At 55.3% G+C, this 23978-nt stretch carries 22 protein-coding genes and 1 pseudogene; 11 read left to right on the plus strand and 12 right to left on the minus strand.

Annotated elements, in window-relative coordinates; all coding sequences use genetic code 11:
- The 5 genes and pseudogenes from FE839_RS24785 to fabY all read left to right on the plus strand — a co-directional run.
- Positions 1-412: pseudogene (locus FE839_RS24785) on the plus strand (hypothetical protein); the annotation flags it as partial.
- Between the two features lie 231 nt (positions 413-643).
- Positions 644-1243: a glucose-1-phosphatase gene (yihX, locus tag FE839_RS21525; RefSeq protein ID WP_138362808.1), complete on the plus strand. Its 600-nt coding sequence runs from the start codon at positions 644-646 to the stop codon at positions 1241-1243.
- Positions 1237-2097, plus strand: a complete 861-nt coding sequence (locus FE839_RS21530; protein ID WP_138362809.1) for a virulence factor BrkB family protein — start codon at positions 1237-1239, stop codon at positions 2095-2097. The genes yihX and FE839_RS21530 overlap by 7 nt, the downstream gene beginning before the upstream one ends.
- Complete coding sequence (dtd, locus tag FE839_RS21535) at positions 2094-2531, plus strand: D-aminoacyl-tRNA deacylase (protein WP_138362810.1); 438 nt, start codon at positions 2094-2096, stop codon at positions 2529-2531. Before FE839_RS21530 ends, dtd begins: the two co-directional genes overlap by 4 nt.
- Before the next feature lie 44 nt (positions 2532-2575).
- Entirely contained in the window at positions 2576-3517 is a 942-nt protein-coding gene (fabY, locus tag FE839_RS21540; protein WP_171034944.1) for a fatty acid biosynthesis protein FabY, read from the plus strand.
- 19 nt (positions 3518-3536) lie between these two features.
- Here the strand turns inward: fabY and FE839_RS21545 are convergent, their stop codons facing one another.
- The 5 genes from FE839_RS21545 to fdnG form a co-directional block, all read right to left on the minus strand.
- Positions 3537-4454, minus strand: coding sequence for an alpha/beta hydrolase (locus FE839_RS21545; protein ID WP_138362812.1), 918 nt, complete (start codon positions 4452-4454; stop codon positions 3537-3539).
- A 182-nt stretch (positions 4455-4636) separates the two neighbouring features.
- The gene (fdhE, locus tag FE839_RS21550) at positions 4637-5566 is read right to left on the minus strand and encodes a formate dehydrogenase accessory protein FdhE (protein ID WP_138362813.1); all 930 of its coding nucleotides are present in this window, start codon (positions 5564-5566) and stop codon (positions 4637-4639) included.
- Between the two features lie 526 nt (positions 5567-6092).
- On the minus strand, positions 6093-6722 hold the full coding sequence (gene fdoI, locus FE839_RS21555) for a formate dehydrogenase cytochrome b556 subunit (protein ID WP_138362814.1): 630 nt from the start codon (positions 6720-6722) through the stop codon (positions 6093-6095).
- On the minus strand, positions 6719-7621 hold the full coding sequence (fdxH, locus tag FE839_RS21560) for a formate dehydrogenase subunit beta (RefSeq protein ID WP_138362815.1): 903 nt from the start codon (positions 7619-7621) through the stop codon (positions 6719-6721). Before fdxH ends, fdoI begins: the two co-directional genes overlap by 4 nt.
- Before the next feature lie 12 nt (positions 7622-7633).
- Entirely contained in the window at positions 7634-10684 is a 3051-nt protein-coding gene (gene fdnG / locus FE839_RS21565; RefSeq protein ID WP_138362816.1) for a formate dehydrogenase-N subunit alpha, read from the minus strand.
- 191 nt (positions 10685-10875) lie between these two features.
- On the opposite strand from fdnG, the gene fdhD reads away from it, so the two are divergent.
- From fdhD to FE839_RS21595, 6 genes are all read left to right on the plus strand, one after another.
- Positions 10876-11676 (plus strand): formate dehydrogenase accessory sulfurtransferase FdhD, encoded by an 801-nt coding sequence (gene fdhD / locus FE839_RS21570; protein ID WP_374043500.1) that lies wholly within the window; start codon positions 10876-10878, stop codon positions 11674-11676.
- A 128-nt stretch (positions 11677-11804) separates the two neighbouring features.
- On the plus strand, positions 11805-12017 hold the full coding sequence (locus FE839_RS21575) for a YdgH/BhsA/McbA-like domain containing protein (RefSeq protein ID WP_138362818.1): 213 nt from the start codon (positions 11805-11807) through the stop codon (positions 12015-12017).
- Positions 12018-12544: 527 nt separating this feature from the next.
- A complete protein-coding gene (locus tag FE839_RS21580; RefSeq protein WP_138362819.1) occupies positions 12545-13756 on the plus strand; it encodes a PfkB family carbohydrate kinase in 1212 nt (403 codons plus the stop codon).
- Positions 13757-13772: 16 nt separating this feature from the next.
- Positions 13773-14696, plus strand: coding sequence for a dihydrodipicolinate synthase family protein (locus tag FE839_RS21585; protein ID WP_138362820.1), 924 nt, complete (start codon positions 13773-13775; stop codon positions 14694-14696).
- A gap of 15 nt (positions 14697-14711) precedes the next feature.
- The gene (locus FE839_RS21590; RefSeq protein ID WP_138362821.1) at positions 14712-15203 is read left to right on the plus strand and encodes a NanQ anomerase/TabA/YiaL family protein; all 492 of its coding nucleotides are present in this window, start codon (positions 14712-14714) and stop codon (positions 15201-15203) included.
- On the plus strand, positions 15200-16477 hold the full coding sequence (locus FE839_RS21595; protein WP_138362822.1) for an MFS transporter: 1278 nt from the start codon (positions 15200-15202) through the stop codon (positions 16475-16477). Before FE839_RS21590 ends, FE839_RS21595 begins: the two co-directional genes overlap by 4 nt.
- A 230-nt stretch (positions 16478-16707) precedes the next feature.
- On the opposite strand, the gene rhaM is transcribed toward FE839_RS21595, so the two are convergent.
- The 7 genes from rhaM to rhaD form a co-directional block, all read right to left on the minus strand.
- On the minus strand, positions 16708-17022 hold the full coding sequence (gene rhaM / locus FE839_RS21600) for an L-rhamnose mutarotase (protein WP_138362823.1): 315 nt from the start codon (positions 17020-17022) through the stop codon (positions 16708-16710).
- Positions 17019-18167, minus strand: coding sequence for a lactaldehyde reductase (fucO, locus tag FE839_RS21605; protein ID WP_138362824.1), 1149 nt, complete (start codon positions 18165-18167; stop codon positions 17019-17021). The genes rhaM and fucO overlap by 4 nt, the downstream gene beginning before the upstream one ends.
- Before the next feature lie 133 nt (positions 18168-18300).
- Positions 18301-19308: an ABC transporter permease gene (locus FE839_RS21610; protein WP_138362825.1), complete on the minus strand. Its 1008-nt coding sequence runs from the start codon at positions 19306-19308 to the stop codon at positions 18301-18303.
- Positions 19305-20309, minus strand: a complete 1005-nt coding sequence (locus FE839_RS21615; protein ID WP_138362826.1) for an ABC transporter permease — start codon at positions 20307-20309, stop codon at positions 19305-19307. Before FE839_RS21615 ends, FE839_RS21610 begins: the two co-directional genes overlap by 4 nt.
- Entirely contained in the window at positions 20309-21820 is a 1512-nt protein-coding gene (locus FE839_RS21620; RefSeq protein WP_138362827.1) for a sugar ABC transporter ATP-binding protein, read from the minus strand. Before FE839_RS21620 ends, FE839_RS21615 begins: the two co-directional genes overlap by 1 nt.
- 144 nt (positions 21821-21964) lie before the next feature.
- Entirely contained in the window at positions 21965-22951 is a 987-nt protein-coding gene (rhaS, locus tag FE839_RS21625) for a rhamnose ABC transporter substrate-binding protein (RefSeq protein WP_138362828.1), read from the minus strand.
- 195 nt (positions 22952-23146) lie between these two features.
- Complete coding sequence (gene rhaD / locus FE839_RS21630) at positions 23147-23977, minus strand: rhamnulose-1-phosphate aldolase (RefSeq protein ID WP_138362829.1); 831 nt, start codon at positions 23975-23977, stop codon at positions 23147-23149.
- Between the last annotated feature and the right edge of the window lies 1 nt (position 23978).

Below are 23978 nucleotides of genomic sequence, written 5' to 3' on the forward strand. Positions count from 1 at the left end.
CGTTTTGCCCGTCCCCCTGCACCCCCGGCATGGCGCTGAAAACCTGCCGCTGCGCGGTCCGCTCCACTCCGGCTTCATCTGGCGGACCGGGCGGGACTCGACGCTACTCGTCCCATCCCTGGGACTCGCCCTTCCAGGGCCAGCGCAAGCGCTGTTCAAAATTGCTCCCGGCAATTTTGTCCCTGTCTCGACCCGCCCTCTGGCCGCCGTCCTGGCGGCCAGTCCTGGATGCGCGCCTGCGTTCTCGCCAGGTTTCCTTGATGCGCCCAACCCCCATGCGGTGAGTCCGTTATTCGTCAGTGGCTTTTCAGAGGCTGAAAATCATAAAAAAAGTCATATCCTTTATATTTCAGCCCGTATCAGCTCAGTAAGCGAATCAACCGAATTAGATTTTCGTTTAAACCACCAATAATGCGATTGCCGCTGACAAATAAAACAAAAGACAACACCGATGATTTGCTTAAGTGAGCGGCATTGGGGCAATATCACGGCAGTATTATCGACCCTTTGATAGCATTATACGTCGTTGAGATCGCCTCCTCAGTTCCAGGCACGTTTAAGAACATTCAGTTCCCGCTCTCGCATGGTCAAACTTCTCCTTTCCCGCTACAGTTAATTTTCCACGGTACAAAAGGAGAGGACCATGCTCTATATCTTTGATTTAGGTAATGTGATTGTCGATATTGACTTTAACCGCGTGCTCGGGACATGGAGTGATTTAACGCGCATCCCTCTTGCGACACTGAAGCAGCATTTCACTATGGGGGAGGCGTTTCATCAGCATGAGCGCGGCGAAATCAGCGATGAAGATTTTGCCGCAAAGATGTGCCACGAAATGAATATGTCGCTGAGCTACGAGCAGTTTTCTCATGGCTGGCAGGCTGTTTTTGTTGCCCTGCGCCCGGACGTTATCACGATCATGCAAAAATTACGTGAACAGGGGCATCGGGTGGTGGTGCTGTCGAATACTAACCGTTTACATACCACTTTCTGGCCGGATGAATACCCGGAGATACGCGCTGCCGCTGACCATATCTATCTTTCGCAAGAGATGGGGATGCGTAAACCCGAAGCGCGGATCTACCAGCGTGTTCTCGAATCAGAAGGTTTCCCGGCTGAGAATGCGATCTTTTTCGACGATAACGCCGATAATATCGCGGGGGCTAATCTGTTAAGCATCACCAGTATTCTGGTGACCGGAAAGGAGACCATCCCTAACTATTTTGCCAAACAGTTATGTTAAAAACCGTTCATCAAAAAACAACGCGCAATGTGCGGCTGCTGGCAGGCTGGCTAAAGCTGTTATGGCGGCGTATTGATGAAGATAATATGACGACTCTGGCGGGCAACCTTGCCTATGTATCGTTGCTCTCCCTTGTGCCGCTTATCGCCGTGATTTTCGCGCTGTTCGCGGCATTTCCGATGTTTTCTGACGTCAGTATTCAGATTCGTCATTTTATTTTTGCCAATTTTATCCCGGCGACCGGGGATGTCATTCAGGGCTATATTGAGCAGTTTGTGGCTAACTCCCGGCGAATGACCGCCCTGGGCGCTTTCGGTCTGATCGTGACATCGTTGCTGCTGATGTATTCCATTGATAGCGCGTTGAATACGATCTGGCGCAGTACCCGAAAGCGACCAAAGACATACTCCTTTGCGGTTTACTGGATGATCCTGACTCTGGGGCCGCTACTGGCGGGGGCCAGCCTGGCGATCAGTTCTTATCTGCTGTCGTTACGGTGGGCAAGTGAACTGAATAGCTTTATTGATGATGTCCTGCGCATTTTCCCGTTGCTGTTATCCTGGGTGGCATTCTGGCTGCTCTACAGCATTGTGCCGACGACACAGGTATGCAACCGCGATGCGGTGGTTGGTTCGCTGGTCGCCGCGCTGCTCTTTGAAGCAGGCAAGAAGGCCTTTGCTTTATATATCACCGCATTCCCGTCATATCAGTTGATTTACGGCGTGATTGCCGTGGTGCCTATTTTGTTCGTCTGGGTGTACTGGACGTGGTGTATCGTCTTGCTTGGCGCTGAAATTACTGTCACTCTCGGTGAATACCGCAAACTGAAAAAAGAAGAAACAGAACAATCATGATTGCATTAATTCAACGCGTATCCCGAGCCAGCGTTACCGTGGAGGATGACGTGACGGGTGAAATTGGCCCAGGGCTTCTGGTGCTGCTGGGTGTCGAGAGCGACGATGATGAGCAAAAGGCGAACCGTCTATGCGAACGCGTACTGGGATACCGTATTTTTAGCGATGCCGAAGGCAAGATGAACCTTAACGTACGGCAGGCTGGCGGCAGCGTGCTGGTGGTCTCACAGTTTACGCTGGCGGCGGATACCGGGCGCGGAATGCGTCCCGGATTTTCTAAAGGGGCGGCGCCGGATAAAGCGGAAGCGCTGTACGAATATTTCGTTGAGCGCTGTCGCCACCAGGAAATGAATACACAGACCGGAAGATTTGCTGCCGATATGCAAGTTTCGCTGGTGAATGATGGCCCAGTGACTTTTTGGTTGCAGGTATGAGCCAGTTTTCAGTCAGGCAGCGGATAACAAAAGAGAGTACAGCTATGTATCACCTTCGTGTACCGCAAACAGAAGAAGAGTTAGAGAGCTACTATCAGTTTCGCTGGGAGATGCTGCGTAAGCCGCTGCATCAGCCGAAAGGCTCCGAGCGGGATGCCTGGGATGCGATGGCGCACCACCAGATGGTGGTCGATGAAGAGGGCAATCTGGTTGCCGTCGGGCGACTATATGTCAATGCGGAGAATGAAGCTTCCATTCGCTTTATGGCTGTGGATCCCTCGGTACAGGATAAAGGTCTGGGGACCCTGATGGCGATGACCCTGGAGTCCGTTGCCCGTCAGGAAGGCGTTAAACGCGTGACCTGTAGCGCCCGCGAAGATGCGGTGGACTTCTTTGCTAAGCTCGGTTTTGTCAATCAGGGTGAAATTACCACTCCGACCACCACCCCGATTCGCCATTTTTTGATGATCAAGCCGATTGCCTCGCTGGACGATATTTTACACCGCGGCGACTGGTGCGCTCAGCTACAACAGGCCTGGTATCAGCATATCCCGCTTAGCGAGAAAATGGGCGTGCGCATTCAGCAGTATACCGGGCAAAAATTTATCACCACCATGCCGGAATCCGGCAACCAGAACCCGCACCATACGCTGTTTGCCGGCAGCCTGTTTTCACAGGCAACGTTAACCGGCTGGGGGCTTATCTGGCTGATGCTGCGTGAGCGGCATCTCGGCGGCACAATTATTCTTGCCGATGCGCATATTCGATATAGCCAGCCCATTAGCGGACGCCCCAGCGCCGTTGCCGATCTCGGCTCCCTGAGCGGCGATCTCGATCGTCTGGCGCGAGGGCGCAAAGCGCGCGTTCAGCTACAGGTTGAACTCTTTGGCGACGACCAGTTGGGTGCGGTTTTTGAGGGGATCTACATTGTTCTTCCCGCGAAGCCGTTCGGCTCGTATGAAGAGGGCGGGAACGAAGAAGAGTAGTTTCCCTGCGTGCTTATCTCTATTGGCCTGGTGATTTAACCCGCCAGGCGATATCCCTCATAGCGCTTCGTGCCGCCGGGCTGATTCCCCCTGACTGAAAGAAGCCATGAATCACCCCGAGATAGCGCTGACAGGTGCAGTCAACGCCCTGCTCAACCATGTGCCGATACAGCGCTTCGCCTTCATCACACAAGGGATCGTATTCCGCGGTCAGAATATGCACTGGCGGTAAGCCATTAAAGTCGTTACGCCACAGCGGGCTGGCTTCCGGATGACGGCGTTCTGTTGATGAGAGGTACATTTCATAGCCACTGAGCAGCGTATCCTCGGTGATGATGTAATCTTTACCGTTGTCGATATAGCTCTTCATGCTGGCGGTGGGATCCAGCATCGGGTAAATCAGAATCAGTTGCGCTGGCTGCCAGCTATGGGCAGCTTTAAGGCGCAGAGCGGTCACTAATGCCAGATGTCCTCCGGCGCTATCGCCAGCAAGCGTAATACGGGAAGCGTCGATTGCGAGTCGTTCTGCGTGGCGATGAATAATCAGCGTTCCCTTTTCCGCATCGTCATGCGCGGCAGGGAAAGTCTGCTCTGGCGCTAGCCGGTATTGCATGGCGATAACCCGACAGCCGCTATGGTATGCTAACTGGCGGAGCTGATTGTCATGAGTGGCGAAACCGCCGCTGATAAAGCAGCCGCCGTGGAAATAGATAACGGCAGGGAGAGCGCCAGAAGCGTTAAGGGGAGAGACAACGCGAAATGCCATGCCCTCAAGCTCGATATCTTCTACCTGAACGCGCTTTTCCTGTTCTCCAGCCAGTACCGTACTGGCGATATAGCCGCGTCTACGGTCATCAATATTCTGTTCGCGCGATGAGGGGCGGCCTGCATCGATAAATTCCTGAACCAGTTCTGCAATGCCTTTTTCAAGCGCCATTTGTTATTCTCTTTCCTGTTTGGATATACAGTATTTTGGCCTGGTTTTTAATAAAAGAAAACGGCAGATTTCAGTCAAGGGATGCAATGCGATGCTAAAGAGTTTACTGGAATACCAGACGTGATGACGTCTTACTTATTTGTAAGCCGGGCAGCAAGCGCCGCCCGGCATAACGTCAGCAACTACTCCCCTTCTCCCGGGAACAGGAATGGGTTGATGGAGCTGCGGGCAAAACCCTCTTGTTCCATACGCGCGTCCAGCACCAGAGATGCCAGGTCATCGGCGACGGCGTCAACGTTTGGATCTTTTTCCTGATAGAGAATTTTCAGGTAAGTCCCACAGTCGCCACAGCTTTCGGCTTTAATCGCCGCTTGCTCGTTATCCAGCGACCAGTAGTGCAGATCCCGGGTCTGTTCGCAGTTGCTGCATTTCACGCGTACCACGTGCCACTCGGTTTCACACAGGTTACAGTGGAGATAACGCAGACCCTGGGTGGTGCCAATTTGTACCACGCTGGAGACCGGCATAGAACCGCATACCGGACAGAACTGACGCTGCTCACCATATTCCGCGCGGGCTTTTCCAGGGATCAGGCTGGCCATCTGCGCCCAGTAGAGCGACAGCGCGGCCCAGATGAACGGTGCTTTATCGCTGCTGACCGACGTGAAATCAGACGCAAACAGCGCGCTTGCCATCAGTTCCAGCTCCTGCTCCGAGGCCTTCTCCAGATTCTCGATAACCGCCAGCGCCGGGCCGCTCATTTCAGGCTTCAGCTCGGCAATCAGCGAATGCAGCAGCTTATGCCAGTGCTTATCACGAGGCAGAATGTGGATATCGAGCGGCGGTTTACCCTGCGCGTTCGCTTCTTTGATGCGCGTAGTCAGATCCATCTCCAGCGGGTGGTCGTACAGCACCACTTCCTGCGCATGGGCGATCAGCGCGGCAAAGCGCAGGTAATCGCCCAGCGGGTTATTTTCAGCCAGTTCGCGCAGGCGTGTGGCGCGACGGTGATATAAATTTTTTAGCCGGGGGAATAATAGCGGCGGGATCATATCCGTCGCGCGTTTTTCGCTCTGTTCCAGCTCGTCTTGCGGGATGATACGAATGCTCATTGAGTCACTTCCTGGTTGGGCAGGCTATCCCCTGGTTTTTCAGGCTGCGCCAGCGTTGGTTGCGCGCGTTTGCCGTTTTGATGCGACCAGAAATCCATGAGGTATAAAGTGGCCTGCTCTGTAATTTGGCGGGCATCATGTCGTCCGCTCTGTGAATATCGCTAATGATAACCGTAATTGACCTACGGGATATACCTATGGCATCGCAATGTGTACGTTACGATACCCGATGTTGATACCGCAGACTATGCGCCGTGCAGCTGTGAATAGCTCGTCGTGGACTCAAGCGGTGCAATAGCTAAGCTGCATGTCTGCTCTGTTTGCGACGCAATACCGATTTTCGCGCGAGGGCGAACCCACGCAGTCCGGGGATTCACGATATGTCTTTTTAGTGAAAGTATCTATTCGATGCTCATATGACCAGAATCCCGGTTGGTTCGCTGTCTATATAAAGCGGTATCCGCTAAAAAAATGGCGTCGATGCACGACGCCATTTTCGCGAGCCACAACATACTTGCGCTAATGGTTAGCGCTTATCCTGCTTTTCGCTAACCTCACGGTACCAGCGTGGGTGATGCTTCTTCGCCCATGTCTTCGTGACCCAGCCTTCCACCATCGCGGTAATCGTGCCTTTTACCCACAGCGCGGCGTAAATATGCACCATGATAACCACAATTAGCGCCACGGCGGAAAACGAATGCAGCAGCAGCGCAAAGCGGATCACCGGAATGGAGAACGCTGGCGCAAAGTACGGACGCCAGATAATCACCCCGCTTACCAGCAGCAGCACCAGGAGGATAATCGCCGCCCAGAACACGCATTTCTGGCCGAAGTTATAGCGCCCGGTGTCGCCCACTTCCTCATTAACGACGATCTTGCGAATATTCTTCGCCCAGAAGATATCGTCCCGGTTGATCAGGTTGTGATGCCAGTAACGGAAGAACATGATGATGAACGAAGCAAACATGATTACGCCGACAAACGGGTGCAGAATGCGCGCCAGCTGTGGGGTACCCATGATTTGCATCAGCCAGTTGAAGGACGGGAAGAAGAAGCCCAGCCCGCTCACCGCCGCCAGCACGAAGCAGAAGGCGGTGACCCAGTGGTTGATTCGCTCTGGCGCTGTGTAGCGCACGATGGTGTCACGTCTTTTCATTTGCGCACCTCGTCATTCTCTTCATGCAGGTTGTCTTCTTCCTCTTCTGCGCGGTTCGGGCCGACACCGACATAGTGGAAGATGCTGGCGGCGAAGGTGGCCGCAAAGCCGACCGCCGCAAGAGGTTTCCAGATGCCTTTCCAGAACTTCACGGTGGCGCTGATTTCCGGATTTTCCGGCAGGCCGTGATACAGATTCGGCTTGTCGGCGTGGTGCAGCACGTACATCACGTGCGTACCGCCGACGCCTGCCGGATCGTACAGTCCGGCGTTGTCGTAGCCGCGGGTTTTCAGCTCGGTCACGCGCTCAGCCGCCAGGGTTTTCATATCCTCTTTGGAGCCAAAGTGGATAGCGCCGGTGGGGCAGGTTTTCACGCAGGCCGGTTCCTGTCCCACTGTTACGCGGTCGACGCACAGGGTGCATTTGTAGACGCGGTTGTCTTCCGGGTTCAGGCGCGGCACGTTAAACGGACAGCCGGCGATGCAGTAGCCGCAGCCGATGCACTGCTCGGACTGGAAGTCGACGATGCCGTTGGCATACTGAATGATCGCCCCTTCCGCCGGGCAGGCCTTCAGACAGCCCGGATCGGCGCAATGCATACAGCCATCCTTGCGGATAAGCCACTCCAGTTTGTCGTTCTGCTCTACTTCCGAGAAGCGCATCACCGTCCAGGATTTGGCGGTCAGATCGGCGGGGTTATCGTATACCCCGACGTTATGACCAACTTCATCACGGATGTCGTTCCATTCTGAACACGCCACCTGACAGGCTTTACAGCCGATACAGGTGGTGACGTCGATAAGCTTCGCCACCTCTTCCTGATACTCTCGCGCCCGCGGCGCGGGAGTGAAACCGTTAGTCGCGGAACGACGAACGATGTCTTGCGATTGATAAGCCATAGGTCGTCTCCGTTACACCTTTTCCACATTCACCAGGAAAGATTTGAACTCCGGCGTTTGTGTGTTCGCATCACCGACAAATGGCGTCAGGGTATTGGCGATAAAGCCTTTCTTCGCCACGCCCTCGTAGCCCCAGTGAATCGGAATACCGATAGTGTCGATATCTTTACCGTCTGCTTTCAGCGTGCGAATACGCTTAGTCACCACCGCCTTGGCTTTGATATAGCCGCGGTTAGAGGAGACCTTAACGGTATCGCCGTGAGCGATGCCGAGTTTATTCGCCAGCTTCTCGCCGATCTCCACAAACTGTTCTGGCTGTGCGATGGCATTCAGCAGCGCGTGCTTGGTCCAGTAGTGGAAGTGCTCGGTCAGGCGGTAAGTGGTGCCGACGTACGGGAATTTCGCCACTTTGCCCATCTGCTCAAGGTCGTCTTTAAAGACGCGAGCGGCCGGGTTAGAGACCACATTCGGGTGCAGCGGGTTAGTTCCCAACGGCGTTTCAAAGGGTTCGTAGTGTTCCGGGAACGGCCCTTCCGCCATCTTATCGATCGCGAACAGGCGCCCCATCCCTTCCGGCTGCATGATAAACGGCCCAACGTCGCTGCCAGGCGCGGCGGCGCTGTAGTCCGGGATATCAATACCTCCCCATTTTGCGCCGTCCCATTTCAGCAACTGGCGTTTCGGATCCCACGGTTTCCCCTGGGTGTCAGCGGAGGCGCGGTTATACAGAATGCGGCGGTTAAGCGGCCATGCCCACGCCCAGCCCAGCGTATTGCCGAGGCCTGACGGGTCGGCGTTATCACGGCGCGCCATCTGGTTGCCGTCCGGCGTCCAGCTACCGGTGAAGATCCAGCAGCCGCTGGCGGTGGTACCGTCATCCCGCAACTGCGCGAACGAACTCAACTGCTGGCCTTTCTTGACGATCACCGCGCCGGTTGCCGGATCGACAAGATCCGCCAGCGCTTTACCGTTGCTCTCCATCGCCACTTCTTCCGAAGCGGGTTCATGAGGGGTGGCGTAGTTCCACGTCATGTTCAGCACCGGCTCTGGCGTTGTGCCGCCCTGTTCGGCGTACATCTTACGCAGACGCAGGAAGATACCGGCCAGAATCTCGCCATCGGTGACGGCAATTCCGGGGGCGTCCGCGCCTTTCCAGTGCCACTGCAGCCAGCGGCCGGAGTTAACGATAGAACCGTTCTCTTCGGCGAAACAGGTGGATGGCAGGCGGAACACTTCGGTCTGGATTTTCGACGGATCAACGTCGTTCGACTCACCGTGGTTTTGCCAGAAGGTGGACGTTTCGGTATTGAGCGGATCGATGGTCACCAGATACTTCAGTTTCGAAAGCGACGCCACGATCTTGTTTTTATTCGGGAATGAGGCCACCGGGTTAAAGCCCTGGCAGATATAGCCATTCACTTTACCCTGGCTCATCATCTCGAAATACTGCAGTACGTCGTAGCCTTTATCCCACTTCGGCAGCCAGTCAAAGCCCCAGTTGTTTTCTGCTGTGGCTTTATCGCCAAAGAAGGCCTTCATCATGGAAACGAAGAATTTCGGGTAGTTGCCCCAGTAGTTCACCTGGCCCTTCAACAGCGGTTTTGGCGTGTTGGCGGCGAGGTAGGTTTGCAGATCGGTCTGTTTTTCGTTCGGCAGCGTCAGGTAACCCGGCAGGCTCTGCGACAGCAGGCCGAGGTCAGTCAGCCCCTGGATATTGGAGTGACCGCGCAGGGCGTTGACGCCACCGCCAGCCATCCCCATATTGCCGAGCAGCAGCTGGATCATCGCCATCGTACGAATGTTTTGCGCGCCGATGGAGTGTTGCGTCCAGCCGAGCGCATACAGGAACGATGCGGTTTTATCATGGGCGCTGGTTTCCGCGATATATTCGCAGACTTTCAGGAAGTCGGCTTTTGGTGTACCGCAGATGTTTTCGACAACTTCCGGTGTATAACGGGAAACGTGCTGTTTCAGCAGGTTCCAGACGCAGCGCGGATGTTGCAGCGTGGTATCGCGTCTGGCAAAGCCGTTTTCATCCAGCTCATAATTCCAGGACGTTTTATCGTACTTGCGGGCTTCCGCGTCGTAGCCGCTGAACAGACCGTCTTCAAAGCTGTAATCCTCACGCACGATCAGGCTGGCGTTGGTATAGGCTTCGGTATATTCACGGTTGATTTTTTCGTTGTTCAACAGGTACAGCATGACGCCTGACAAGAAGGTAATGTCAGTACCGGAGCGAATGGGGGCATAGAAATCGGCCACCGATGCGGTACGCGTAAAACGGGGATCGATCACAATCAGCTTCGCGCCATTGTGAATTTTGGCTTCCATCGCCCAGCGGAACCCGACAGGGTGCGCTTCAGCGGCGTTACCGCCCATTACCACGACGAGGTTGGCGTTTTTGATGTCGACCCAGTGGTTGGTCATCGCACCGCGACCAAATGTTGGAGCAAGACTTGCTACCGTTGGTCCGTGTCAGACGCGCGCCTGGTTGTCGACCGCGAGCATGCCGAGCGATCGGGTAAATTTCTGGGTTAAATAACCGGTTTCGTTACTGGAAGCGGAGGCGCACAGCATACCGGTGGTCAGCCAGCGGTTAACGGTGGTGCCCGCGCTGTTTTGCGCGATAAAGTTGGCGTCGCGGTCCTCTTTCATCAGCTTAGCGATGCGGTCAAACGCCTCATCCCAGCTGATTTGCTGCCACTTATCGGAGCCTGGCGCACGGTATTCCGGGAATTTCAGGCGGCTTTCGGAGTGGATAAAGTCCACCAGACCGGCCCCTTTCGGGCAGAGCGCACCACGGTTGACCGGGTGATCCGGGTCACCTTCGATATGGAAGATTGACGCTTTGGCATTTTTTGCGCCGTCGCCGAGGCTGTACATTAACAGCCCGCAGCCAACGGAACAGTAAGTGCAGGTGTTACGGGTTTCGCGGGTGCGCAGCAGTTTGTACTGCCTGGTTTCCGCGAGCGCTGCGCCGGGGGCAAAGCCCAGCGCCGCTGCCGTCGTTCCTGCCATACCGCCAGCGCAGATCTTAAAGAACTGCCTTCTGCTGACCTGCATGGTTCGCTCCTTGTTTCGACATTGTCACGTATAGTTATTTGCTTTGCGGTAAGAGCCGCGAAGGTTCAGAATTGAGGTAATTTCCCTCGTTCCTGAAGGGATATAAATAGAATACCACATTGTGTGTGTGCCTGTTCCAATACGGTTAAGATAAAGTGAACAAGAACCCTCATAAACAAGTCGAAAACGTGATGGATATCACGGGTTGTCGCCAGGTCGCGCTCTGGAAGCGTGAAAATTTGCAACAGCCTCAGCCAGACACGCTGGCTGAAGAAGTTCCGGTCGCGTTGGTTTACAACGGGATCTCGCACGTGGTGATGATGGCGACGCCGAAAGATCTGCAGCAATTCGCCGTAGGCTTTTCCTTATCTGAAGGGATTATTGAAAGCCGACGCGAGATTTATGGGATCGATGTCGTACAGGCCTGTAACGGTCTGGAGGTGCAAATTGAGCTCTCCAGCCGCCGTTTTATGGGGCTGAAAGCGCGTCGTCGCGCGCTGGCTGGGCGCACCGGATGCGGGGTATGCGGCGTTGAGCAGCTCAACGATATCGGCAAACCGGTGCAGCCGCTGCCGTTTACTCAGACATTCGATCTGGCGAATCTCGATCGCGCGCTGGCGCATCTGCATGATTTTCAACCGATAGGTCGCCTTACCGGCTGTACGCATGCTGCGGCCTGGGTTGACCCTTGCGGCGCTCTTGCGGGCGGCTACGAGGACGTTGGCCGGCACGTGGCGCTGGATAAACTCCTCGGACGCCGCGCCGACGTAGAGGGGGACTGGGGCAGCGGCGCCGCGCTGGTCTCCAGCCGCGCCAGCTATGAGATGGTGCAGAAGGCGGCGATGTGCGGAGTAGAAATCCTGTTTGCGGTTTCCGCCGCCACCACGCTGGCGGTGGAGGTTGCCGGACGTTGCAACCTGACGCTGGTGGGATTTTGTAAGCCGGGCAGAGCGACGATCTATACCCATCCACAGCGGTTAATTGCGGGTTAAATTTAAGTCAATTTTTTTGAATGATAAAGACAAATCCTTCCGCTTTTTGTTTGGTCATGTGAGGGCTACTATTTATCACATCAAGGCACAACGCCTTATCTAAACAACTAACGTAAAGGGTTTATATCATGAAAAGCATCAAAACTTTTGTCGCAGTTATCGCTATGGCCGCTTCTTTTGGTTCCTTCGCCGCTGAAACCGTAACCGCTTCCGCGGCAACGATGGACGGCGCGGAAGCGAAAATCGCCGCTCAGGCCCAGGCCGCTGGCGCAGCGTCTTATAAAATTACCGAAGCCTTTACCGGTAACCATGTGCATATGACGGCGGAACTGAACAAATAAGCTTAAGAGCTACTGTCGAAAGAGCGCCTGCGGGCGCTTTTTTTGTGTCTGGTGGTTCAGGTGCGGCAATTTACTGAATTGCGTTACCTCTCGACTCAGCGGGGTGACCAATCATTCAGGTGAATTTAATATCATCGTGTGGTCTGAATTAATCCGCTTTCTCCTCATCTGGTTCCCGGAAACCGCGATTCCCGGTGCGTCATCATTAGCATTAGCGACTTTCGGTGGATTCCACCGTCACGACTATTTTGTAATTGTACATTGCAGATTCCCTTAATTTTGCAGGCGATGCGAACACCTTATCCGACCTACCCTCTCTTTATTTGCAACAGCGCCGTCGCGACATTGTCGTCCGGAGAATGTCTGGCGACGGCCCTGGGGCTCTCCAGTTCGGTGCATTAAATCGATTTCAGGCGAGAGAATCGCGCATTTTTGTTTGCTTCCGTTTTGCCTGAAAACATGAGATTGATGTCACTCTTCCGCCCTCAGACGGCTCGTATACTGCAATGGTGGCATCGGGGTTAATTATGTTTCTTGAAGAACGTAGAAAGTCTATTTTGCGATATTTAGATGAGCATGAGCGTGGCCATGTGAATTATTTTTCTACTTATTTTAATGTCACGAAAGAAACGATACGCAGTGATTTAAATGCGCTTGCAAATATGGGTCTGGTGCAGCGCTGTTATGGTGGGGCCATTATTTTACGCCGTAGTTTGCAGGCCGAGCTTATTTCGGAAACCGGTGATAGTTTTGAGGTACTGCTGCGACCTGTTAATCACCGTAAATCACCAGGTGATGAACGCCAGAAAGGAAAATTTATGCAGGGTAAGGTATGTGTATTCGGCTCGTTCAATGTTGATATTGTCGCTAAGGTTGAGCGTTTCCCGCGGGGAGGCGAGTCGCTGATGGCGCTGGGCAGCAGTCTGGGGCCTGGCGGGAAAGGGGCAAACCAGGCAACCGCCGCCAGCAAAGCGGGTGCCCAGGTGCATTTTGTCGCCAAAGTGGGCAAAGATCAGTTCAGCAATTTGGCGGCAGAACATTTAACGCGTTCGGCTATTCACTCTTACACCCTGTATCAGTCAGAGAGTGAGCCGACCGGGAATGCGATTATTTACGTTTCTCAGGAGAATGGCGAGAATATGATCGCTATTTATTCTGGGGCAAATACCACCATTACCCACAGTGAAATTCAGGCAATTATTCCTGAGTTATCGTCATCTGATGTGTTATTAGTGCAACTGGAAAATAACTTCGATGCGACGCATTCAATTATTAAAATAGCTCACGATTTGGGTAAGCGCGTTATTCTCAATCCGGCACCTTATTCTGCTGAAATTATTCATAGCATTCCCTTTGTTGATGTGATTACGCCGAACGAAACGGAAGCCTCTTTATTATCGGGTATCGACATCAAGGATCTTGATACGGCAAAAGAAGCCGCCCTGCACATTGCCGGGCTGGGCGTTAAGAAGGTGCTGATTACCATGGGATCGCGTGGTGCGTTGCTGCTGGACAACCATCAGTTTAGCCATATCCGCGCTTTCCCTGCCGTCACCGTGGATACCACCGGTGCTGGCGATGCTTTTAACGGCGCGCTGGCCGCTTCGCTTGCCGCCGGAAACAGTCTGGTGCAGGCCGCAACCTGGGCCTCCGCCTTCGCCTCTCTGGCCGTTGAGCTGGAAGGGGCATCCAACATGCCTGACTTCGAACAGGCAAATGCACGACTTCGGACCCTCTGAATCCAGGAAAAATAAGATGAAAACGATCAACGGTATTGTTCCAGTAATGCTGACGCCATTTACAGCTGACGAACGGATTGATTATCCGGCGCTGGCGAAATTAATCGACTGGTATCTGGAGAAGGGGGTTGATGCGCTGTTTGCCGTCTGCCAGTCCAGTGAAATGCAGTTCCTCTCCTTAGCGGAGCGCGTCGAACTGGCGCGCTTTGTGGTACAGCACGTTAATGGCCGTATTCCGGTTATCGCCTCTGGTCATATCAGCGACGATCTTGAAGCGCAAAAAACCGAACTGCTGGCAATGGCGCAGACCGGCATTGATGCTCTGGTGCTGGTGACCAATCACCTCGATCCGCGTAATGAGGGCAGCGAGGTCTTCCACGCCACGCTCAATGCGCTGCTGGAAACGCTGCCAGCCTCTCTGCCGCTCGGCCTTTACGAGTGTCCGGCACCGTATCGCCGCCTGCTTAGCGATGATGAATTTTCCTGGTGCGCTAACAGCGGTCGCTTCATTGTACTGAAGGATGTGAGCTGCGATCTGCCGACCGTTGAACGTCGCGTACGTCTGGCGCAGGGTACGCCGCTCAACGTCATTAACGCCAACGCGGCCATTGCGTGGCCAGCGATGCTCGCAGGTTCCCAGGGCTTTAGCGGCGTGTTTACCAACTTTCATCCTGAACTGTACAGCTGGTTGTGGCGGGAAGGAAAAAACCAGCGCGCGCTCGCCGATGAACTGGCGATTTTCCTCTCGCTGGGGGCTGTGACCGAAACGCTGGGTTATCCGAAAAACGCCAAAATTTATCATCAGCGGCTGGGGACTTTTGATGGCATTACCTGCCGGGTCAACAAAGATGATGTGCTGAATAAGTTCTGGGGACTGACGGTGATCCTTGACCAGATCCGCGCCGGAACCGAACAGTGGCGTCAGCGTATCGCGGGCTAAGCGGAGGATACCATTATGATAGTAACCAGCCTGCAGGCATGGCCCGCGCAAGAGTCGGCTTACCATCCGATCATTCGTCAGGCGCTGGCTTTTCTTGCGCAGCACGACTTTCAGGACTTCGCGCCGGGCAAAATCGACCTGATCCCCGGCAAACTGTTCTGCCTGTTGCAGGAGATGGACAGCGTTCCCTTTGCGGCGTCGCGCCCGGAGTCGCACCGCCAGTTTATCGATATTCAGTATTTGATCTCGGGTCATGAGCGGATCGGCGTTAGTCGCGTTGAAAGTGCACGACATACTGTTGTTGATGACCATACGCCGCAGCAGGACATTATGTTCTGGCAGGTTAAAGAAGAAGAGATCCAGCTGGAACTGACGCCCGGTATGTTCGCGATTTTCTTCCCGCAAGATATCCACCGTCCATGCTGTCATCCGCAGGGGGGCGGCGTTAACCACCTGCGCAAGGCAGTGATTAAAATCGATCGCCAGTTACTTGAGGAGGCGGTATGAGCACCGTGAATCCGACTTCCGCCACGGCAATTTCGCCGCCGACGCTTTCCCGACGTCGCTGGGGGATTATTTTAATTCTGCTGCTGGCTGCGGTGGTGAACTACCTTGACCGCGCCAACCTGAGTATCGCCAATACCACTATCTCCAGGGAGTTTGGTTTCTCCGGCACCGAAATGGGTCTGCTGTTGTCGGCATTCCTCTGGCCTTATGCGCTGGCTAACCTGCCTGCCGGATGGCTGGTGGACCGTTTTGGCCCGAAGAAGATGTTTACCAGTGCGCTGACGCTGTGGTCCGCCGTGACCTTCCTGATGGGATTTGTGAACACTTATAGCTTTTTCTACGGCTTGCGGGTATTGCTGGGGATAGCGGAATCACCGTTCTTTACCTCGGGGATCAAAATTACCCAAAGCTGGTTTGCGGAGAAAGAACGCGGTTTGCCGACGGCAATCATCAATACTGGTTCGCAAATCGCTAACGCCGTTGCGCCGCCGCTGCTGACTATCCTCTTGCTGTGGGTTGGCTGGCGCGGGATGTTTATCACCATCGGTCTGTTGGGGATTCCGTTAGCGCTGGCATGGCTGAAGTTTTATCGCGATCCAGACGCACGGGAAGCGATGCTTATCCATACCGGGCAGGTCGCCGGGAACGCAATGGATAAACCGCAGGTCAGTTGGGGCCAACTGTTCCGCAACAAAACCACCTGGTTCATGATTTCCGGCAACTTCTGCATCATGTTTACCATCTGGGTGTATCTGACATGGCTGCCGGGTTATCTGGAAACGTCGCTGGGATTCAGCCTGAAGCAGACGGGTTTTATTGCATCCATTCCGTTCTTCGCCGGTATTCTTGGCGTGCTATGCGGCGGGATGATTTCTGACCGTCTGATTCGCAGAGGAGTGAATGCGGTGACGGCGCGTAAGGTGCCAATTGTTCTGGGCGCGGTAATGGCGGCCTGTTTCGTGATGCCAATTCCGTTTGTAAGCAACAGCGGTACGGCGATTACGTTGCTGACGCTGGGCTATTTCTGTTCGCAGATGCCGTCCGGGGTGATCTGGGCGCTGGCCGCGGATATGGCACCTAAAGAACAGGTTGCTTCTCTCGGCGCGATCCAGAACTTTGGCGGTTTCCTTGGCGCGGCGCTGGCGCCGGTGATCACCGGGATTATTCTGGATGTGACCGGGCACTTTACCAACGTCTTTATTCTCGGCGGCTGCCTGCTGTTCCTTGGCGCCTGTTTCTATGGCTTCTTTGTGCGCAAACCGTTAGCACAGTAGTTCTCTCCCCAGACAGAGCGCCGACTGGCGCTTTGTCTCTCATATTGCGGGCTATTCGCCGCACTCTTCCACGCAAACTGAGAGACTTATTGCCGCTTATGTTTATTTCGCGCCGTGGATGATTAACCGTGGATGGTTTGATGGCACAGGGGAATAATGGCTTCGCTTTAAATCGGTTTTCTTATTCACTGCAAAGTTGCCCCGCCAGGTTCAGCGGGGCAATTATGGGGTTAATCCAGATAAAACACGCCTTTTAGCTCTGCGCTTACCGGACTGTTGTCCGGGTTGGCAGGCATCACATCGCGCATATGTTTCCACCAGCGCTGGCATACCTCGGTACTGGCGACGGCGTCCCAGCGCGCTTCTGATTCAATCTCCACCGTCGCAAACAGCAGGTTGCGCTCTTTATCGAGATAAATCGCGTAGTGGTGCGCGCCGTGGGCTTTCAGCACCGCTTCCAGTTCCGGCCAGATCGGATTGTGGCGGCGCTGATACTCTTCATGAGCGTCCGGATTTACCTGCATAACAAAAGCTTTACGGATCATAATGCCTCCAGATAGAGTTCGCGGACTTCATCGCGGCTGGCGGTGCGCGGGTTACATGGTGCGCATGGGTCGGCCAGCGCTTTGTCCAGCCAGCCTTCGATATCCTCTTTATTAACGCCAAGCTGGCTGAAGCCTTGCGGAATACCGACGCGTTTGCTCAGAGCGCGGATGGCGTTGATCGCCTCTATGCTGGCGGCTTCATCGCTCATGCCGCGGGTATCGACGCCCATTGCCTGCGCCACGCGGGCAAAGCGAGAGACCGCGTTCGGGCGGTTAAAGTTTTCGATGATCGGCAGCAGGATCGCGTTGCATACGCCGTGCGGCAGATTGTGGGTCGCGCCCGGCTGGTGGGCGAGGGCGTGAACCAGGCCAAGACCGGCGCTGTTAAACGCCATGCCCGCCAGATACTGACCGAATGCCATCTGCTCGCGGGCTTCCAGGTCGTGCCCGTCGTCCACGGCTTTTGGCAGCCACAGATTGATCAGGCGAATAGCTTCCAGAGCGTTGGCATCGGTCAGCGGGTGCGCGCCAATGGAAACGAAGGCTTCGATCGCGTGAGTCAGCGCATCCATACCGGTGGCGGCGGTAATGGCTGCAGGAATATCCAGCATCACGCTGGCGTCATCGACGGCGATATCCGGGATGATATTCGGGTCGATAATCACCTCTTTCACCTGGCGTGCGGAGTCGATGATCACCGCGTTACTGGTCATTTCTGCGGCCGTCCCGGCGGTGGTGTTGATCGCCACCAGCGGCACCCCGGCGTTTTTCACTTTGCCGACGCCGGAGTAGGCAGTTGATGGCGCCGGGTTGGCGGTCAGTATTTTTACCGCTTTGGCGGTATCAATCGGGCTGCCGCCGCCAAAGGCGATAAGGTAGTCGCAGCCCGCGTTCTGATACGCCGCGTAACCTTTTTGCACCAGCGCTTCGGTTGGGTTAGGGAACACGTCGTCAAACAGATGATAAGGCATTTGCTGCGCATCCAGCGCGGTGAACAGGCTGTCGAGCAGGCCCAGTTTCACCAGTTGACCATCGGTGACGATCAGCGCTTTACCCCACTGTTTACCCGCCACCAGCTTGACCATATCGCCGATTGCGCCGGCGCCGTGGAGGCTGATTTTGGGAAGTGCCAACATAAAACTCATGATAATTCTCCTTAAATATCTATTTTGGGAAATCCGTTCCCCTCACCCTGCTCCTCTCCCCAAAGGAGAGGAAGAAAGGCCGCACCGTACAGTTCCCTCTCCCCGAGGGGAGAGGGTCAGGGTGAGGGGGAAATTAAATGCGTCTTCGTTGCATAATCCGCTTTGTAATAATCGGCAGCGAAATCACCACAATCAGCATCGCGCCGATAATGATCGACATCACGATGCCCGGCACGTTGAGCAGGCTCAGGCCGAACGTTACCAGCCCCATCAGAAAGGCGGCGATAATCACCCCTGGCATGCTGCCGGAACCGCCGAGAATATTGACGCCGCCGAGTACCGCCATGGTGACCACCGCCAGCTCCCAGCCCATCGCCAGCGTCGGGCGGGTACTGCCGAGCCTTGAGGTCAGCAATACCGCCGCCAGTCCCGACATCAGTCCGACCAGCGCAAACAGCGCCAGGTTGTGGCGCTTGACGTTGATGCCGGAGAACCAGGCCCCGGTGGGGTTATTGCCGATGGCGTAAGTCCGGCGGCCAAAGTTGGTCTTATGCAGCAGAAAGGTAAAGGCGACGGCGAGGAGGATAAACAGCGCGAACTCGAAAGAGAGCGCGCCCCACACGTAGCCCTGACCGAACCAGGCGAAGCTATCCGGGTAGTGATTCAGCGCCTTGTCACCCAGCAGGATGTAGGTGATCCCGCGATACAGGCTCATGGTGCCGATGGTGATGACAATCGACGACAGATTAAAGCGCGTTACCAGGATGCCGTTAAACAGGCCGCACAGCAGCCCGACGCCCAGGCCGACGGCCACCAGCAGCGGCGTATCCATGCCCGCTGCCGCGCAGAATCCCATCACCGTGGAACTGAGCGCCATCGTTGACGCCACCGAGAGATCGATTTCTCTGGCGATAATCAGCATCGCCATCGGCAGCACGATGATCGCTTTTTCGGTGAAGTTAAACGTGGCGTCCGACAGGTTCCAGATATCGAGGAACCAGGGGGAGGCGAGGGCGTTGCCGATAAATACCGCCAGGGTCACCGCCAGCAGAAATCCTTCCCAGCACAGCAGGCGGCGCAGCGGCGACGGCGCGCCGGTAGCGTTTTTCATCTCTTCTGCAGATAGCATCATTTTGCTCATGATTTCACCGCCTGTTTCTGTCGGTCTAACGCCGCGTTGCGCAGAATTAATCGTCCATGTCCCTTATTGCTGCGTTCGTTAAGTAGCACCGCAATCACGATAACCGCGCCGGAAATGGCCATCTGCCAGAATGGCGAGATCCCGATCACCGGCAGCGCGTTATTGATCACCCCAAGGAACAATGCGCCGCACAGGCAGCCGAGCACCCGGCCGGTTCCGCCCATGGTGCTGATGCCGCCGATGACGCAGGCGGCGACCACCTGTAATTCAAAACCGTTGGCGACATCGACGTAGGCGACGGCAAAGCGCGAAATCCACAGGTAGCCGCAGAATCCGGCCAGCGCGCCGGAAAGGCAGAAGCTGACGAACTGCATTTTCCCGGCGTTAATTCCGGTGTAATACGCCGCCGTAGCGTTACCGCCTGCGGTGTACAGCGCTCGTCCGCTACGGCTGTAGCGTAAGAAATAGCCGACCAGCAGTAGCGCGGCGATGGCGTACCAGCTCAGCAGCGGCAGGCCCAACAACGAGGCGCGCGGCAGGCCGAGAAAGCTGGCGCTCATCTGGTGCGAATTGACCCAACTGCCGTCGGAGAGCAGGAAGATAATGCCGCGATAAATACTCATGGTGCCGAGCGTCACCACAATGGCCGGAATCCCGAGCCGCCAGACCAGCAGGCCGTTAATCGCCCCCATCAGCAGACCCAGCAGGGTTGCCAGCGCCAGCAGTGCCAACACGGGAATCCCTGGATAGTGGGCGTTGAGCAGCGCGACAATCATGCCGGTCAACGCCAGGTTGGCGGCCATCGACAGGTCGATACCTTTGGTGAGCAGCACCATCATCTGGCCGAGAGCAAGGATGATCAGAATGGCGGTGTCGTTAAACATCTCCACCAGATTACCCGGCGAGACAAACGACGGCGTCCGGCTGCCGATAGCGGCGATCATCACCACGATGACCGTCGCCAGCAGCGCTTCGCGGTGTTTAAACAGTTGTCGTCCCATTACGCCGCCTCCTGACTTGTGCCGCTGGCGGCGCTGACGATGGTTTCCGCCGTCGCCTCACCGGCGCGGTATTCCGCGACCATCAGCCCTTCATGCATGACGATAATCCGGTCGGCCATGCCCATCACTTCCGGCAGTTCCGAAGAGACCATAATGACCGCCAGCCCCTGGCTGACCAGTTCGGACATAAACTGATGCACCGCCGCTTTGGAACCGATGTCGATACCTTTGGTCGGCTCGTCGAGGATAATGACTTCCGGGTGGGTCGCCAGCCATTTGCCGATCACCACTTTTTGCTGATTACCGCCGGAGAGGGTCTCTACCGCCTGACGCCAGCTAAAGGCTTTGACCTGCAAGCGCGAGGCGTACTCATCCGCCAGCCGCCATTCGCGGGCGTCGTTAAGCACCCCATTGGGGTTCAGTTTGCTGAGCTGCGGCAGGCTGATGTTCTGGGCGATCGGCAGGGCGATAATCGCCCCTTGCTTCTGTCGTTCTTCCGGCACGCAGACGATACCGGCGCGGATAGCGTCGGCAGGCTGGCGAAAGTGGACGGTTTCGCCCTTCAGCACGATCTCGCCGCAGGAGGGATGCGAAACGCCGGAGAGCGCTTGCATCAGCTCGGTACGTCCGGCGCCCACCAGGCCGTAAAAACCGAGGATTTCACCTTTGCGCAGGCTGAAGTTGATATGGGCGAACTCGGTAGGATGACAGAGATCTTTTACCTCCAACACTGTTTCCCCCGGGACACAGTCGACTTTCGGGTAGGTTTGGGTAATCGCGCGGCCTACCATCATCGCCACCATCCGCTCCTCGGTGATGTCGTTAATTGCCCCGGAGTTGACGTAAACGCCATCGCGCAGAATGGTGTAGTAATCCGCCAGTTCGAAAATCTCATCGAACTTATGTGAGATAAACAGAATCGCTTTGCCGTCCTGCTTCAGGCGTTCAACGATCTGATAAAACTCCAGAATTTCGTGTTGTGAGAGTGCGGCGGTGGGTTCATCGAGGATCACCACCTGGGCATCAAAGGAGAGCGCTCTGGCAATCGCCACCATATGTCGCTGGGCGATGCTGAGGGTTTTTAGCGTCGCGCGCGGGTCGATCTGCACTTCAAGGCGGTTGAGAATTTCGCTGGCTTTGCGGTGCATCGCGGGCCAGTCGAGCTTCTTCAGCAAGCCGGTATAGAGATAATGGCCGACGAAAATATTTTCGCTGACCGAGAGTTCGTCAAACAGCACCGTTTCCTGATGGATCGCGGTGATCCCCACCTTATGGGCTGATTCCGGATTGGGCAGGTGGATTGGAATCGCTTTATAGAGAATATCGCCCTCTTCAGGCTGATAAATACCGGTCATCACTTTGACCAGCGTGGATTTGCCGGCACCGTTTTCGCCAATTAAGGCGGTCACTTTGCCGGGCCAGAGATCGAGCTGTACGTTCTCAAGGGCGCGCACACCGGGAAAGACCTTGGTGATGCCCTTAAGAGACAGCAGAGGCGTGGATGCGGACATGATAATTCTCCGTAAAAATCACCCCTTACCCGAACCCTCTCCCGGAAGGGGGAGCGAATTGTGCGGCGCGCCCTGCATCATTGCGCAGAGGGCATCGCTTTCTTCCTCTCCCTTTGCGAGAAGGCCGGAGTGGGGGCTCAGGGATTAGAAAATTTTTGAGAACTTATCAATGTTGCTGGCATCGTAGATGAACGGTTTGCCCATCGCGCCGTTACCATTGGCATCCAGCTTCACTTTACCCAGTTTGCCCATACTGGCTTCGGTTTTGCTCGCCGTGCCTTTGACTAAATCGTCGGCGAGGTAAGTGGCGGCGTAGCCAAGATCAATGGGGTTCCAGATGGCGAAGCTTTTGCTGGCGCCGGACTTAATCGCTCCGGCCATTTCTGACGGTAGCCCCAGCCCGGTCACGTACACTTTGCCGATTTTGCCCTGGTCTTTTACCGCCTGCGCGGCGGCAACGATCCCTACCGACGAAGGCGAAACGATCACTTTCAGATCCGGATATGACTTCAGCAGCCCTACCGCTTCGCGGTAGCTTTTATCGGACAGGTCATCTCCATAGGCAACGGTCACCAGATGGACCGACGGGTACTTCGGCAGCACCTTTTTCATCTCCTCAATCCAGATGTTCTGGTTAGTGGAGGTCGGGGTGGCGCTTAAAATCGCCACATCGCCTTTTTCAACGTTCAGCGCTTTTAGCGCATCGGCGGCGAGCCTGACGTTGGTTTCGCCAATTAAGGCGTTATTGGACGGATTAAGGTGGATCTGGCGGCCCGCAGGGGCGACGCCGGAGTCCCATGAAACCACTTTAATACCGCGTTGCATTGCTTTTTTCAGCACCGGCACCACGGCGTCGGGATCGTTAGCGGAAATGGCGATCGCATCGACTCTTTGAGCGATCAAGCCATTCAGCACTTCGATCTGCGCTTCGGCGGTAGTGGTGGTCGGGCCGGTATAGATAACATTTACATCGCCTAACTCTTTGGCCGCCTCCTGGGCACCAACGTTTGCCGCTTCGAAGAAGCCATTTCCCAGTGATTTCGCCACAAGGGCGATTTTAACTTCCGCTAAAGCAGAACCGGACAACGCCAGGGCGGCAACGGTGAGGATCAAGCTTGTCTTTGTTTTCATTGCTTTTACTCCACATGATTGAGTTAGATTCCCGTCGTTTTCCGCCTTTGCAGCGTTGTCGCTTGATTCCGTGACTTACGCGTGTAAGCGCCGGAGGAGTTACTGCGACACCTACTTTCTGCATGGCGAAATACTCAGAGAATATTTTGCAGGTGACAGAGTTCGCCCCATCTCAGTGAGCGGGGCGCGATGTTGTTATTGATAAAGGTCTAACGCGGACTGCATTGGTTGAACATTAAAGCGTTTGCCGAGGGCAATCAGCTCTTCGCGAGTGATGGTTTGTTTCATTCCTCCCATTGAATAGACTTTCACCAGAACTTCAGCAGATTTTTCGGCGGTATCGATCAGGCCGAAGGTTTCGTCCAGATTGGGGCCGCTGCCGAAGACGCCGTGGAACGGCCACAGCACCAGCGAGTGTTTTTGCATTGCCTCGGCGGTGGCCTGACCGATTTCGTCAGTACCTGGCACCATCCACGGCAGAATGCCGACGCCGTCCGGGAACACCACCAGACATTCGGTGCTGCCTTCCCACAGTTTGCGGGTGAACAGCTCGCTGCTGTTTTCCAGCACGTAGGTCAGGGCGATCAGGTTGGTAGCGTGGCAGTGCATGATCACGCGGTCTTTGCCGTTGGTCAGTTTGATGCGCTCGCTGTGCGACAGGAAGTGCGCCGGTAGCTCGGAAGTGGGCACCGCATCGTGAGTCAGTCCCCACAAAATATGGTATCCCTCGCCGTCACTGTCGACTTTCACGACCCCGAGATTCGCGGCAGGGTCGAGCTGGACGTTGCGGAAGAATTTACCGGAGCCGGTGACAATAAATGGCTGATTGGCCAGCGTTGGCATCGGCTGGCTCAGGGCGATATAGCGCGGTTTAGCGTGGAAATCTGCCGCGTAGGGTTCGATATCCGCTTCGTCGAGACGCAATGTCAGGTTGCCGCCGTTGCGCTCGTCCCAGCCTTTGAGCCAGGCGTCGGAAGTGGCTTTAATCATGCCCTGGACGAACCAGGCGTCGAGAATGGTCTGCATA

This window comes from Klebsiella indica, assembly GCF_005860775.1.
GTDB classification, from domain to species: Bacteria; Pseudomonadota; Gammaproteobacteria; order Enterobacterales; family Enterobacteriaceae; genus Klebsiella; species Klebsiella indica.

Coding starts and splice junctions, on each gene's coding strand:
- yihX (WP_138362808.1), top strand. CDS start 644: ATGCTCTATATCTTTGATTTAGGTAATGTGATTGTCGATATTGACTTT.
- FE839_RS21530 (WP_138362809.1), top strand. CDS start 1,237: ATGTTAAAAACCGTTCATCAAAAAACAACGCGCAATGTGCGGCTGCTG.
- dtd (WP_138362810.1), top strand. CDS start 2,094: ATGATTGCATTAATTCAACGCGTATCCCGAGCCAGCGTTACCGTGGAG.
- fabY (WP_171034944.1), top strand. CDS start 2,576: ATGTATCACCTTCGTGTACCGCAAACAGAAGAAGAGTTAGAGAGCTAC.
- FE839_RS21545 (WP_138362812.1), bottom strand. CDS start 4,454: ATGGCGCTTGAAAAAGGCATTGCAGAACTGGTTCAGGAATTTATCGAT.
- fdhE (WP_138362813.1), bottom strand. CDS start 5,566: ATGAGCATTCGTATCATCCCGCAAGACGAGCTGGAACAGAGCGAAAAA.
- fdoI (WP_138362814.1), bottom strand. CDS start 6,722: ATGAAAAGACGTGACACCATCGTGCGCTACACAGCGCCAGAGCGAATC.
- fdxH (WP_138362815.1), bottom strand. CDS start 7,621: ATGGCTTATCAATCGCAAGACATCGTTCGTCGTTCCGCGACTAACGGT.
- fdhD (WP_374043500.1), top strand. CDS start 10,876: ATGGATATCACGGGTTGTCGCCAGGTCGCGCTCTGGAAGCGTGAAAAT.
- FE839_RS21575 (WP_138362818.1), top strand. CDS start 11,805: ATGAAAAGCATCAAAACTTTTGTCGCAGTTATCGCTATGGCCGCTTCT.
- FE839_RS21580 (WP_138362819.1), top strand. CDS start 12,545: ATGTTTCTTGAAGAACGTAGAAAGTCTATTTTGCGATATTTAGATGAG.
- FE839_RS21585 (WP_138362820.1), top strand. CDS start 13,773: ATGAAAACGATCAACGGTATTGTTCCAGTAATGCTGACGCCATTTACA.
- FE839_RS21590 (WP_138362821.1), top strand. CDS start 14,712: ATGATAGTAACCAGCCTGCAGGCATGGCCCGCGCAAGAGTCGGCTTAC.
- FE839_RS21595 (WP_138362822.1), top strand. CDS start 15,200: ATGAGCACCGTGAATCCGACTTCCGCCACGGCAATTTCGCCGCCGACG.
- rhaM (WP_138362823.1), bottom strand. CDS start 17,022: ATGATCCGTAAAGCTTTTGTTATGCAGGTAAATCCGGACGCTCATGAA.
- fucO (WP_138362824.1), bottom strand. CDS start 18,167: ATGAGTTTTATGTTGGCACTTCCCAAAATCAGCCTCCACGGCGCCGGC.
- FE839_RS21610 (WP_138362825.1), bottom strand. CDS start 19,308: ATGAGCAAAATGATGCTATCTGCAGAAGAGATGAAAAACGCTACCGGC.
- FE839_RS21615 (WP_138362826.1), bottom strand. CDS start 20,309: ATGGGACGACAACTGTTTAAACACCGCGAAGCGCTGCTGGCGACGGTC.
- FE839_RS21620 (WP_138362827.1), bottom strand. CDS start 21,820: ATGTCCGCATCCACGCCTCTGCTGTCTCTTAAGGGCATCACCAAGGTC.
- rhaS (WP_138362828.1), bottom strand. CDS start 22,951: ATGAAAACAAAGACAAGCTTGATCCTCACCGTTGCCGCCCTGGCGTTG.
- rhaD (WP_138362829.1), bottom strand. CDS start 23,977: ATGCAGACCATTCTCGACGCCTGGTTCGTCCAGGGCATGATTAAAGCC.